Here is an 11,850-nt window from a genome sequence, read left to right as displayed (position 1 = left end):
ACTCCGGCCATCGCAGCGGTGGCAGCCAGAAGGCCCGCCGCGGTGATCAGCGTGGCCCTGCGAACCAAACCAGTCATGTTGAACCTCCCAAAGTGGATCACACCTGTAGCCAAGAGACGCGCAAGGCTCGGTTGCAAGCTATCAGGTCTGGCGCGAGCCACCTCCTTTCGAGCTCACAGCGCAGCGATGCGAGCTCGAGTGCATCGAATACTTTCTTAATTGCCGCGTTCACAAGGCGTTCCGAGACGTGATCAGTCTAGGGGCCCGTCAACGGGCTGTCAAGAAAAGTTTGGACGATGCCCTCTCCGAGTCAACGGGCCGTCAGGGGGCAGCCCTGTCAAGAAACTTGACGACGACCAACGAGCCTGAAGTGGTGGGCGAAACAGGGCTCGAACCTGTGACCCCTTGCTTGTAAGGCAAGTGCTCTACCAGCTGAGCTATTCGCCCGAACCCTGGGCCCGCCTGCGGATCAGGAGGGAAGCCGGGACGAACCCACAGTACCCGGCCACCAGCAGCACCGGGGCGAGGGTCGTGGATCCCTTCGAGAGAGCGACGTACCCGGCGACGAGCGACACCAGACCTACCGCGAGTAGCAGGTTGTTCCACAGTCCCCAGGAGAAGCCGAGGTCGGCTTCGACCGGCTTTCTGAGGGCGCGGGGGCGAGTCGTCGTGGGCTTTCTCTCTCTCATCACTTCCTCCAGCACCGCGGGCGGATCGCCACCACCCATGGGCACGAACGTTCTACCTGAGCAGGCGAACCCGCGGTTCCGCTTTTCTTACGTTTTCTTGACCGGTGGCCGGCCGGGATTGAGGCTGCCCGAGCGGAAGCCCTCGAGATCCAGGGTTATGTAGCGATATCCCAACGCCTTGAGGCCATCGATCAGGGCTTCCCGGGTCGGCGGATCCAGCACCCGGTCCAGCTCGGCCAGGGGAACTTCGACCCGGGCCAGGTCCTCGTGATGGCGAACGCGAAGCTCCCTGAACCCCAGGGACCGGAGCAGCTCCTCGGCACGCTCGACCATCTCCAGCTTCTCCCGGGTGATCTCCACCCCGTACGGGATCCGCGATGCCAGGCAGGGCGACGCCGGCTTGTCCGAGCTGGCGAGCCCGTAATGCTCCGCGGCGGCCCGCACGTCGGCCTTGGTGAACCCCAGCTCCGCGAGCGGCGAGCGGACGCCGGACTCGGAGGCGGCGCGCATCCCGGGCCGCCAATCGCCGAGGTCGTCGGCGATCGTCCCGTCCACGATCGCCGCCGCCCCGAACCGCTCGCCGACCACGAGCAACTCACGATATAGCTCGCTCTTGCAGTGATAGCAACGGTCTTCGGGGTTGCTCCGGAAGCTGGGGTCGGCCAGCTCTCCGGTCGACACGATCTCGACCCGCGCCCCGAACTGGCTGGCCTGAGCCAGCGCGAGATCGAGCTCGCGGCGGGCGTAGGAGTCGGAGCGCCCGATCACGCCGAGGGCGCCCTCGCCGAGCACGTCGTGGGTCACCCGCAGGAGCAGGCTCGAGTCCACACCGCCCGAGTAGGCCACCACCACCTTGCCGAGCGGGGCGAGCCACGCTTTCAGGTGGGCGAGTCGCGCGCGCCAGTCGAGATCCGGCAGCGGCCTTACGGGTTTTTCCTGGATGGTGACCAGCGGATTCACGCGCGCGAGGTTAGCACAGGGCTACGCCCCGCTCTCGACCGCCGTCGTGTCGCCGGGCGCCTTCAGCGAGCGCACCAGCCGGATGTTGGCGAGGTGCTGCTGGTAGGTCTCGGCGAAGAGGTGCCGGCCCCCGCCGCGCGCCACGAAGTAGAGCTCGCGCGAGCGTTCCGTCGGGTTGAGCACGCTCTCGATGCTGGCGCGCCCCGGGTTGCAGATGGGTCCGGGCGGCAGCCCCGCGTGAAGGTAGGTGTTGAAGGGCGAATCGACCCGCAGGTTCTTGTAGAAGAGCCGGACCCGCGGGCCGCGGCCGAGCGCATAGCCCACGGTCGGGTCGGCCTGGAGCTTCATGCCCTGCTCCAGCCGGTTGAGATACACGCGGGCGATGCGCGGCCGCTCGTCGTCCATCACCGCTTCGGCCTCGACGATCGACGCCAGCGTCAGCAGCTCGTAGAGCGAGAGCCCGAGCGGCAGCGAGTCACGGCCGGCGGCGGCGCGCAGCAGGATCGAGCGCGTGCGACTGGCCATGGTGCGGAACGCCACCTCGGGCGCCGTGCCGGGCAGGAACTCGTAGGAATCCGGAGCCAGGTAGCCCTCGATCGAAGGCGCGCTGATCCCCAGCGAGTCGAGGAACGCGCGGTCGTGGGCGAGCGAGTCGAACTCGGCGGTCGGCACGCCGAGATGGTTCGAGAGCAGCAGCGTGATCTCGCTGGCGGTGAGCCCCTCGGGGATCGACAGCAGATTGAGCCCGCTCATGCCGCGCGCGAACGCGCGCAGCAGCTCCGGCACCGTGGTGCCGAGGTAGAAGCTGTACTGGCCGGCCTTGACGTGCCGGTCGAGCTGCATGAGCCGCGCGAGCACGTGGAAGGTGAGCGATCCGCGCAGCAGTCCGACCCGCTGCAGCTCGGCGGCGATCGAGCGCAGCGTCTCTCCGCGCTGCACCAGGATCACGCGGCGCTCGCGCGGCGGGAAGAAACCGGCCGGCAGGAAGAGGTCGTACGCCACGGCGCCGAGCGCGACCAGGAGGAGGAGCAGAGCCCAGCGCGTGGGCCTGAACGTGCGCTTTCGCGGCATGGCTGCTCAGTGCCGCGGGTGCCTGATGAGATACGACTCGAGCAACGCCATGGCCGCTCCTTGATCCACGCGTTCCTTGGCCCGACCCGGCTTCATGCCGGCTTCCTGCATGCGGCGCTGCGACAGCGCCGAGGTCAGGCGCTCGTCGTACGTCTCGACGGTAAGCCCGGTGCGCTCCGCGAGCAACGTGGCGAAGGTCTCGGCGGCTTCGGCCGCGCTTCCGCGCGCGCCGGACATCAGCAGCGGAAGACCCACCACGATCCGCTCCACCTCCTTCTCGGCCGCGACCCTGGCGACGCCTTCGAGCGCGTCGTCACGGCCCCGCACCACGAGTGTCGGGAGGGGCGTGGCGATGACACCGGTGGGATCGCTGACGGCGAGCCCGATGCGCCGCATGCCCCAATCCACGGCGAGGATCCGCAAGAACTGCCTGTCAGCGGTTTTCGGCCTGGGGCGAGCGCTTCTTGACGAGGCGGACCTGGGTGCCGTGGCCGCTGAAGCTGAAGTCCACCTGGTCCATGCAGGACCGCATGATGAAGATGCCGCGGCCGCGGGCATCGAAGAGGTGCTCGGGCGAGGTGACGTCGCCATTGACCGCGCCGACATCGAAGCCCGCTCCCTGGTCGTTGACCACGACCTCGAGCTGGTCCGGCAGGAGGCGGAACTCCACGTCGACCGGCTTGGTGGCGTCGCGCTTGTGGCCGTGCTGGATGGCGTTGGTGCCCGCTTCGATGACCGACATGCTGATCTGCGCCGTGGTGTCGTCGTCGAAGCTCATCCGCTGGCAGACCGACTCGCACACCCTGTCCAGAACCGAGAGGAGCTCGAGCCGGCTGGGAATGCGGATCGCGATCACCTCGGGCATCTGCTTCGCGGTGGTCACGATGGTCATGATGTGAGATCGCGGTGGCGGCGTAGCGTCTCGATGGCTTGGGTGAAGTCTTCCGGCCAGGGCAGCGCGAACTGCAGAGCGCGGCCGGTCACCGGATGCGGCAACTCGAGCTCCGAGGCATGGAGCGCTTGCCGCGGCAGGCTCTTCAAGATTTCGTCACGTAAGCTAGCCTCCGACCGCCGCAGGCTCAACACCTTTTTGGTCCTCCCTCCATACACCGGATCGCCGACCACCGGGTGCCCGAGATGGGCCAGATGGACCCGTATCTGATGAGTACGCCCGGTATCGAGCCGGACTTCCATGCGGGTGGCGATGCCGTACCGTTCCTCCACCCGCCAGTGCGTGCGGGCCGGCTTGCCTCCCCGCCGCGCCACCGCCATGCGTCTCCGGTCGCGCGGATCGCGAGCGATCGCGGTCTCGATGGTACCCGAAGCTGCCCGTGGGTCGCCCCACACCAGCGCCTGGTAGATGCGCTGGACCTGTCGGGCGCGGATGGCCTCGACCAGCGCGCGGTAGGCCCTGGCGCTGCGAGCGACGACGAGGAGTCCGGAGGTGTCCTTGTCGAGCCGGTGCACGAGACCGGGCCGGCCGGGACCGCCGACCGAGCCGATCTCGGGGTAACGGTGCAGCAGCGCGTGGACCAGGGTGCCGCGCGGCACCCCGGCGCCCGGGTGGACCACGAGACCCGCGGGCTTGGCCACCACGATCAGGTCCGCGTCTTCATGGATCACATCGACCGGGAGATCTTCGGGCTCGAGTGCTAAGGGTGCTGGAAGCGGAACCTCGACGCTCACCCGATCGCCGGCCTTGAGCCGCAGCGAGGCGCGCGCCGCGCGGCCGTTGACGGTGGCTCGGCCGTCGCGGATCAGACCCTGGAGGCCGTTACGCGACAGGTCCGTCTGCGCCCCGGCCAGGAAGCGATCCAGCCTCTCCCCCGCTCCGGTCTCCGGCACCGACCAGGTCAGCGTCCGCATGACTGCCGTGCGTGCGAGGCCAGGTGATCGCGAACAGGATGACGCCGACCGTGACCGCCGAGTCGGCGACATTGAACACCGGCCAGTGCCAGCGCCCGTAACCGACCTCGATGAAGTCCACGACCTCGCCGAAGCGCAGCCGGTCGATGAGATTGCCGAGCGCTCCGCCCATGATGAGCGCGAGCGCCAGCTGGCGCGCCATGCCCGTGACGCGCTGCTTGAAGAACAGGAAGAGGATGACCGCCACCGCGGCGATCGAGAACACGTAGTACGGGAACGGCAGCCCGGCCCCGAGGCCGAAGGCGACGCCGGAGTTCCGCGTGTAGGTGAAGCGCACGAACGGACCCAGCACCTCGACCGGCTCGTGGTAAGCCAGCGTGCGCGTTGCCCAGTGCTTGGTCCACAGATCCAGGGCCACCACCGCGCCGGAAACCAGCGCGAGAAGGGACCACGTCCTCACGAGGCGCCCCGGCCCGTACGCTCCTCGGCCTCCTTGCACGACAGGCACAGCCGCGCGTACGGCATGGCTTCGAGCCGCGCTCGCCCGATCGGCCGCGTGCAGTTCTCGCACACGCCGAACTCGCCTCCGTAGACCTTGCGCAGCGCTTCGTCGATCTCCTTGAGCAGCGCGCCTTCATTGGAGGCGAAGAGGAACGCCTTCTCGCGCTCCATGGCGTCGGTGCCGACGTCGGCCATGTGGAATGAATAGCCGGAGAGATCTCCCGCGCTGTCGCGCTGATTGACCTTGAGCACCGTGTTCTCGAGGTGCCCCATCTCCTTCAAGATCTTCTGGCGCTCCGACATCAAGCGCTGCTCGAATTCCTTGTAGTCCTTTTCGGTCACTCCCGCTGCTCCTTCTTCGGTTGTCGGACGACTCGTGGGAACGACCGCGGGACGGCTCGGTCGAGGCGCCACCGGTGTAGGCGCCTTCTGCATGGCGCGCGCCACCGCTTCGGGCGGCAACGCCCCGATCGGGCGCACCACCGCCGGCGGCTTCACCGGCTTGACCTTGAGGGGAACGACCTTGGCCGGCTTGGCCGGCTTGGCCGGCTTCTCCGTCGCCGGCTTCTCCGTCGCCGCCTTCACCACCGCAGGCTTCACGGCCTTGACCGCCTTGGCCGGCTTTTCGATGGCCTTCACCGGCTTGGCCGGCTTGGCCTTCACCGCCGCGGCCTTCGACTTCGCCTTGGCCTGAATGGTCTTCTTGGCCGGCGCCGGTCGGGCGGTCGTCTTCTTTTGCGGCTTTGCAGCCTTGGCTTTGCCCGCTCCGGTCTTGCGCTTGGTGGCCATGGATCCTCCTGCGACTCGTGACGGCCGACGGGCCGGGTTTCGTCTCGTTAGACTTCATCGAGCCGGCGAACGACTTCCGAGATCAGGCTGCTGAGCGCCGGCGCGGTTCGCGCCGCCACCGACAGGATCGTCGGAACGTCCACCGGACGAAGGTGGTCGGGATTGCACTCGTCGGTCACGACGCTCAGCGCCAGGACGCGCTGGCCGCCGTGGATCGCGACGAGGTTCTCGGGCACCAGCGACATGCCCACAACATCTGCACCGATTCCGCGCAGGAAACGGTACTCGGCGGCGGTCTCGAGATTGGGACCCGGAACCGCCACGAACACCGCTCGATGGAGCGTGATGCCCTGCTCTTGCGCCACTTGTTCGGCGAGCGACACCAGCCCGCGCGAGTAGGGCTCACTCATGTCGGGAAAGCGCGGACCGAGTGCTTCGTCGTTGTCGCCGATCAGCGGGCTGTCGCCCATCAGATTGATGTGATCGGTGACGGCGACGATGGACCCGGCCTTCATCCCGGGATTCATGGCGCCACAGGCGTTGGTGAGCACCAGCGTGCGGCAGCCGAGCGCCGCGAGCACGCGGATCGGGAAGGCCACCTGGCGCATGGTGTAGCCCTCGTAGTAGTGGACCCGCCCCTTCATCACCGCCACCGCGTGGCCGGCGAGCGTCCCGAGGTGCAGCTCACCCGCATGGCTCTCCACCGTCGACACCGGGAAGTGCGGGATGTCGGCGTAGGGCACCACGGTCTCGACCTCGAGCGCTCTGGCGAAGTCACCGAGGCCCGTGCCGAGAACGATGCCGGCCTCCGGCCGCGTGCGCGTCCGCGCGGCCACGAAGGCGGCGGCTTCGTCGATCTCCCGCTTGAGCGGGCTCGTCACGGTCGGTTCCGACAGCATCATTGGCTCTTCCCGATCCCCGTCTGCTTTTCCAGGGCTTGGTCGATCCGAGCTTCCAGCGCCTCGGCCGAAAGCCCTTCCACGTCAACCACTTTGTCGCGGGAGGATGCCCCGCGAATCACCTGTACGGCGCGCCGTGGCACCCTCAGATGCTCGGCCAGCAAAACAGATACCGCCTCGTTTGCGCGGCCCTCCCGAGCGGGCTCGCGGACCTTCAACTTCAACGCTCCGTCAGGCATGCGGCCTTCCAGTCCGGCGCTCCTCGCCCCGGGTTGGACCCGCACCCTGAGCCGCGCGCTCACCCCATACGCACGGCGACGTCGTTCAGGGTGCTGACCAGGAACATTTTTACGAACCAGATGACGAGCATGGCCACGAACGGGGCGAAGTCGATTCCCGAGACGTTGGTCGGAATCACGCGCCGGATCGGATTGCAGACCAGGTCCGAGACCCGATCGAGGAACTGGACGATCGGATTGCTGGGATCGGGCCGCACCCACGACAGGAGCGCATTGATCAGGATGACCAGCAGCAGCGCCTGGAGCACGACGTCCAGCACCACCGCGATCGCCTGCACCAGGTTTCCGAAGACGAACATCCGCGCTCCTAGCCGCGCGGGCCGAAGAGAGCCGTTCCCACTCGCACCATCGTGGCTCCTTCCTCGACCGCGACCCCGAAGTCACCGCTCATGCCCATCGACAGCTCCGGCAGATCGAGCCCGAGCCGCGCGGCCGCGCCGTCACGCAGCTCGCGCAAGCGCGCGAAGTCGGCGCGCGCATCCTCGGCGCGCTCCACGGGCCGTCCCACCGTCATCACGCCTCTCACCTCGAGTCCCGGCAGCCCGGCCACTCGTCCGAGCAACGGCTCGAGATCCGCGGGCGCCACTCCGAACTTGCTGGACTCACCGCTCACGTTGACCTCGACCAGGACCGGAAGCGTTCGCCCGGCGCTCGAAGCACGCTGGGCCAGCGCCTGCGCGAGGGCGAGCGAGTCCACTCCATGGACGAAGTCGAAGAGCTCCACGACGCGGCCCGCCTTGTTGCGTTGAACGTGTCCGACCATGTGCCAGCGAGCCCCCTTCCGCCCCACCGCCGCGATCTTCGCTTCGGCCTCCTGGACCCGGTTCTCGCCCAGATCCTCGAGCCCTGAAGCGACCGCTTCCCGGACCACGTCCGCAGCGACGGTCTTCACCACGCCGATCAGCCGCACGGCTCCCGCATCCCTGCCCGACCGTTTCGCCGCAGCGGCGATGGCCTCTCGAACCGCCTGGATTCGGTCTCGAAGACCGGGGAAGCCCGCGTTCACGGAGCGCGCGAGACTAGTCGCCGGGCCCGGGCCCTGCAAGCGGAAAACAGGGGTGAACGGGGTTGTGGAGGAGCCACGACGGCCGCGTCGAAACGGCCGCGGACGCGGCTAAGCGGCCTGCCGGCCCGGGCTGTCCAGGATCTCGCGGATCTTGCGCAGCAGGACGTCGGGATCGAAGGGCTTTTGCAAGAGGTGGACACCTGGCTCGAGGATGCCCTGCCGGGCGATCAGGTCGCGGGTGTATCCGGACACGTAGAGCACGCGGGTCTCGGGGCGGCGCGCCGTGATCTTCTCGGCCAGCTCGCGCCCGCTCATGCCCGGCATGACCACGTCGGTGAGCAGGAGATGGATGGGCTCGGCGAACGCCTCGGACACCTCGAGCGCGGCGCGGCCGCCTTGCGCTTCGAGCACGTGGTAACCCGCGCCCTGCATCAGCTCCGACATGAGATCGCGCACCACCGCTTCGTCCTCGGCCAGCAGCACGGTCTCGTGGCCGCCGTTCTCGCGCCCGGGCTCGGCCGCGGGCGCCGGCCCGGCGACCGTCGCCTCCACGCTCGGCAGGTAGATGGTGAAGGTTGCCCCCTGATCGGGCTCGCTCTCGACCTCGATGGCGCCGCCGCTCTGCTGCACGATGCCGTACGCTGTGGACAGGCCGAGACCCGTGCCCTCACCGCGCTCCTTGGTGGTGAAGAACGGCTCGAACAGCTTGGCGCGAACGTCTGGGTCCATGCCGATCCCGCTATCGCACACCCGAAGCGTCACGTAGGGACCGGGCACCAGACCCTCCAGTCGCGCGGCGTCGCGCGCACCGATCGTGACGCGGCCGGTGTCGATCGTGAGACGCCCGCCGTGGGGCATGGCGTCACGAGCGTTGACGACCAGGTTCATCACCACCTGCTCGATCTGCAGGCGATCGGCGCGCACCCGTCCTTCATGCTCGCCGGGATGAACGTGCAGATCGATGTCCTCGCCGATCACCCGTTTGAGCATCGGGCCGAGATCGGCGAGCACGGCGTCGAGATCCAGCACGCTCGGCTCCAGCACCTGGCGGCGGCTGAAGGCCAGGAGCTGCCGGGTCAGCGAGGCCGCGCGGGTGGCGGCCTTGTGGATCTCGACCGCCGCACGGCTCAGTGGATGCTCGGCTCCGAGCTTCGCGATCTGCTGCTCGCTGTACGCCAGGATCACGGTGAGCAGATTGTTGAAGTCGTGGGCGATGCCGCCGGCCAGTCGTCCCACCGACTCGAGACGCTGCGAGTGACGCAGCTGGCTCTCGCTCTGGAGCAAGGCTTCCTTCGTGGCGTGGCGGTCGCTGACGTCGCGGCAGTGGATCACCATGCCCTGGATGTCGGGGTCGTCGAGGCGGCTGACGCCCCAACCCTCCACGACGCGCCACGTGCCGTCGCGGTGGAGCATGCGCACCTCGAGCGGATCGATCGAGCCGCTCTGCACGATGCGCATGAACGCCTCTTCGGCCCGCTCGCGATCCTCGGCGTGGATGAAATCGACCGGATCGCGACCGATCATGGAAGCCGGCTCGTAGCCGAGCACGCGCTCGATCGAAGGGCTCTGATAGCGGATCTTGCGGTCCGCGCCGACGATCGCGACCACGTCGGACGTGCCCTCGATCAGAGCGCGGAAGCGCTTCTCGCTGAGCCGCAGCGCGTCCTCGGCGCGGTCGCGCTCGGCGGCGGCGAGCCGGCGCTCTTCGATGTCGCGGATGAAGCCGACCACCGACCCGTCGGCCAGCCCACGTCCCCAGCCCTCGACCCGGAAGACGGTGCCGTCGCGCCGGCGCATGCGCCGCTCCTCCGGCAACACCGAGTTCGTGCGGGCTTCGTCGAGCCGCTTCAGATGTCGATTCAGGTCCTCGGGCGCGACGATGTCGGCGGTCCTGAGCTTCACCAGCTCGTCGAGCCGATAACCCAGCAGCTCACAGGCGCGGGGATTCGCATGGAGGATCTCGCCGCCCTTGCCGACCAGGAAGATGCCGTCGGCGGAGGTATCGAAGAGGAAGGCCCAGTCCTCGGGCTTCAGGCGACGGGTCATGCGGTCTCCCGGAAATCCGCCGTGTGACCGGGCGAACTCCCGGGCGCACGTGATCCCCATGGTTATCGACCGCTGGAAGCCGCAATTGAAGAGGAGAGAACCGCGCTGAGCGCGCACATCCAGTTTCTGGAATGCGCGATCCGGTGCGCGAGAATGGTGGAGGCGGCGGGAATCGAACCCGCGTCCGAAAGCCAATCCCCAGGGAGTCCTACAGGCGTGTCCGGCCGATTGAATTTCGCGCGTCTCCGCTCCGACCGGCGGGATCAGCGACGCGCTAGCTCGATTGGATCTCGTCCTCCGCCCACGAGCGAGGGCATTGGACCAGCCCGCGTTTGTATGACGACCGCATCCAGCCCCCACGGGCGGGGTCCGGGCGATCGTCGCTACCTAATGTTTAGTTAGGCAGCGAGAGCCATCTGCTCGTTGGCAGATGAATGTTCCCGCTTTTTTGACGAGGTCACGGGTCCCCGGCCTGCACTCTCTGGTTCTCGACCCCCGTCGAGACCTTTCGCCCCCCTAGCGTTGCCCCTCTTAGATGGCTGCGCCGGAGCAGTGATTCAGCGCCGGTCGAGGAGTATAGCCGCCCGTCAGTTGCGAAGCCCTCCCTGCTTCCACCTCGAAGGCCCCGCCCCGGTGACCGGGACGGGGCCCAATGTCTCGGTTCTTCGCGGCTCAGAACGGAATGTCGTCGTCCGGTCCGTTGCCGAACTCGCTCGGCAGCGATTCATCCGCCGGCACGGTGACTCCCGAATCGTCCGGACCACCCGAGCCGCGCGGCCCGAGCATCTGGACGTTCCGCGCCACGACTTCGGTGGTGTAGCGTTTCTGACCCTGCTGATCCTGCCACTGGCGCGTGCGGATGCTGCCTTCCACGTACACCTGCCGGCCCTTGGTGAGGTACTGGCCGACGATCTCCGCTTGCTTGCCCCACACCACCACGCGATGCCACTCGGTGGCTTCCTGCTTCTGACCGCTCTTGTCGGTCCAGCGCTCGGTGGTGGCGATGCGGAGGTTGGCGACCGCCTGCTGGCCGGCGGTGTAGCGCAGCTCGGGGTTCGCGCCGAGGTTGCCGATGAGGATGACCTTGTTGACGCCGCTCATGTGCGACTCCTTTCGTTCCGATGGGGTCCCCGTCTCGGGGGCCCTGACTGGCGGGGAGCATAGCGCCAGGACGCTTCGCGACTGAGGGAAAATTGACGCTCGTGCACCGGCGCGGCTATGCTCCGTCGCCGAATTGCACATGGAATCACCGGGGCGTAGCGCAGCCCGGTAGCGCACCTGCTTTGGGAGCAGGATGTCGGAGGTTCGAATCCTCTCGCCCCGACTTGTTGCCGGCCGCGGCGGTTCGCGCCGGAGGGAGCCCCGCGCCTGTAGCTCAGACGGATAGAGCAACGGATTTCTAATCCGTGGGTCGGGGGTTCGATTCCCTCCAGGCGCGCCACATCGTAGGCTGCGCGTTCCGTTGGTGGCGGTGGATGTAGCTCAGCCGGTAGAGCACTGGACTGTGGCTCCAGGTGTCGCGGGTTCGAACCCCGTCATCCACCCCACTTTATGCGCGGCACCACCCCCGCTGTGACCGAGATTGTGACCGCGACGCGCGGCCACCCGCCGGCACACCCCGCGCGCGTCGTCATCGTCGGCCGAGCATGCGGCCTGGGTTCAGTGGACCGGAAGCGCGGGGCGAGGCGTCTCGCCCCGCGCGGTCAGCTAGCCCGCGCCGCCTC

The 11,850-nt window shown here is 68.0% G+C and carries 14 protein-coding genes, 4 tRNA genes and 1 other RNA gene; 3 read left to right on the top strand and 16 right to left on the bottom strand.

Features of this window, described 5'->3' with window-relative positions; all coding sequences use genetic code 11:
* Nucleotides 1-371 precede the first annotated feature (371 nt).
* From VFQ05_05795 to VFQ05_05720, 16 genes are all read right to left on the bottom strand, one after another.
* A tRNA-Val gene (locus tag VFQ05_05795) sits at nt 372-447 on the bottom strand.
* Nucleotides 438-689 carry a hypothetical protein gene (locus tag VFQ05_05790; protein HET9326262.1) on the bottom strand — a complete coding sequence of 84 codons (252 nt, stop codon included), beginning with the start codon at nt 687-689 and terminating at the stop codon, nt 438-440. Before VFQ05_05790 ends, VFQ05_05795 begins: the two co-directional genes overlap by 10 nt.
* Nucleotides 690-776: 87 nt before the next feature.
* On the bottom strand, nt 777-1,649 hold the full coding sequence (larE, locus tag VFQ05_05785; protein HET9326261.1) for an ATP-dependent sacrificial sulfur transferase LarE: 873 nt from the start codon (nt 1,647-1,649) through the stop codon (nt 777-779).
* Between the two features lie 21 nt (nt 1,650-1,670).
* Entirely contained in the window at nt 1,671-2,720 is a 1,050-nt protein-coding gene (gene mltG, locus VFQ05_05780) for an endolytic transglycosylase MltG (GenBank protein HET9326260.1), read from the bottom strand.
* A 6-nt stretch (nt 2,721-2,726) separates the two neighbouring features.
* The gene (gene ruvX, locus VFQ05_05775; protein HET9326259.1) at nt 2,727-3,128 is read right to left on the bottom strand and encodes a Holliday junction resolvase RuvX; all 402 of its coding nucleotides are present in this window, start codon (nt 3,126-3,128) and stop codon (nt 2,727-2,729) included.
* A 25-nt stretch (nt 3,129-3,153) separates the two neighbouring features.
* The gene (locus VFQ05_05770) at nt 3,154-3,612 is read right to left on the bottom strand and encodes an ATP-binding protein (GenBank protein HET9326258.1); all 459 of its coding nucleotides are present in this window, start codon (nt 3,610-3,612) and stop codon (nt 3,154-3,156) included.
* Complete coding sequence (locus VFQ05_05765) at nt 3,609-4,586, bottom strand: RluA family pseudouridine synthase (GenBank protein HET9326257.1); 978 nt, start codon at nt 4,584-4,586, stop codon at nt 3,609-3,611. Before VFQ05_05765 ends, VFQ05_05770 begins: the two co-directional genes overlap by 4 nt.
* On the bottom strand, nt 4,495-5,046 hold the full coding sequence (lspA, locus tag VFQ05_05760) for a signal peptidase II (protein ID HET9326256.1): 552 nt from the start codon (nt 5,044-5,046) through the stop codon (nt 4,495-4,497). The genes VFQ05_05765 and lspA overlap by 92 nt, the downstream gene beginning before the upstream one ends.
* Complete coding sequence (locus VFQ05_05755; protein ID HET9326255.1) at nt 5,043-5,876, bottom strand: TraR/DksA C4-type zinc finger protein; 834 nt, start codon at nt 5,874-5,876, stop codon at nt 5,043-5,045. Before VFQ05_05755 ends, lspA begins: the two co-directional genes overlap by 4 nt.
* A 47-nt stretch (nt 5,877-5,923) precedes the next feature.
* On the bottom strand, nt 5,924-6,778 hold the full coding sequence (locus VFQ05_05750; protein ID HET9326254.1) for a purine-nucleoside phosphorylase: 855 nt from the start codon (nt 6,776-6,778) through the stop codon (nt 5,924-5,926).
* Nucleotides 6,775-7,059 (bottom strand): DUF167 domain-containing protein, encoded by a 285-nt coding sequence (locus VFQ05_05745; GenBank protein ID HET9326253.1) that lies wholly within the window; start codon nt 7,057-7,059, stop codon nt 6,775-6,777. Before VFQ05_05745 ends, VFQ05_05750 begins: the two co-directional genes overlap by 4 nt.
* A 14-nt stretch (nt 7,060-7,073) precedes the next feature.
* Nucleotides 7,074-7,373 (bottom strand): YggT family protein, encoded by a 300-nt coding sequence (locus VFQ05_05740; GenBank protein HET9326252.1) that lies wholly within the window; start codon nt 7,371-7,373, stop codon nt 7,074-7,076.
* An 8-nt stretch (nt 7,374-7,381) separates the two neighbouring features.
* On the bottom strand, nt 7,382-8,080 hold the full coding sequence (locus VFQ05_05735; GenBank protein HET9326251.1) for a YggS family pyridoxal phosphate-dependent enzyme: 699 nt from the start codon (nt 8,078-8,080) through the stop codon (nt 7,382-7,384).
* A 108-nt stretch (nt 8,081-8,188) separates the two neighbouring features.
* Nucleotides 8,189-10,126, bottom strand: a complete 1,938-nt coding sequence (locus VFQ05_05730) for a PAS domain S-box protein (GenBank protein HET9326250.1) — start codon at nt 10,124-10,126, stop codon at nt 8,189-8,191.
* A gap of 154 nt (nt 10,127-10,280) precedes the next feature.
* Nucleotides 10,281-10,642, bottom strand: a transfer-messenger RNA (tmRNA) gene (gene ssrA / locus VFQ05_05725).
* Nucleotides 10,643-10,798: 156 nt separating this feature from the next.
* Nucleotides 10,799-11,227, bottom strand: coding sequence for a single-stranded DNA-binding protein (locus VFQ05_05720; GenBank protein ID HET9326249.1), 429 nt, complete (start codon nt 11,225-11,227; stop codon nt 10,799-10,801).
* A 149-nt stretch (nt 11,228-11,376) separates the two neighbouring features.
* Between VFQ05_05720 and VFQ05_05715 the strand changes: the two genes are divergently transcribed.
* The 3 genes from VFQ05_05715 to VFQ05_05705 all read left to right on the top strand — a co-directional run bounded on the left by VFQ05_05715 (nt 11,377) and on the right by VFQ05_05705 (nt 11,673).
* Nucleotides 11,377-11,450: transfer RNA gene (locus tag VFQ05_05715), tRNA-Pro, on the top strand.
* 40 nt (nt 11,451-11,490) lie between these two features.
* Nucleotides 11,491-11,567 (top strand) — tRNA-Arg (locus tag VFQ05_05710).
* A 30-nt stretch (nt 11,568-11,597) separates the two neighbouring features.
* A tRNA-His gene (locus VFQ05_05705) sits at nt 11,598-11,673 on the top strand.
* The last annotated feature ends 177 nt before the right edge of the window (nt 11,674-11,850 follow it).

The sequence above is a fragment of the Candidatus Eisenbacteria bacterium genome (genome assembly GCA_035712145.1).
GTDB lineage: Bacteria > Eisenbacteria > RBG-16-71-46 > RBG-16-71-46 > RBG-16-71-46 > DASTBI01.
Note: the sequence above shows the minus strand (reverse complement) of the source record. Positions and strands in the feature narration are given on the sequence as shown.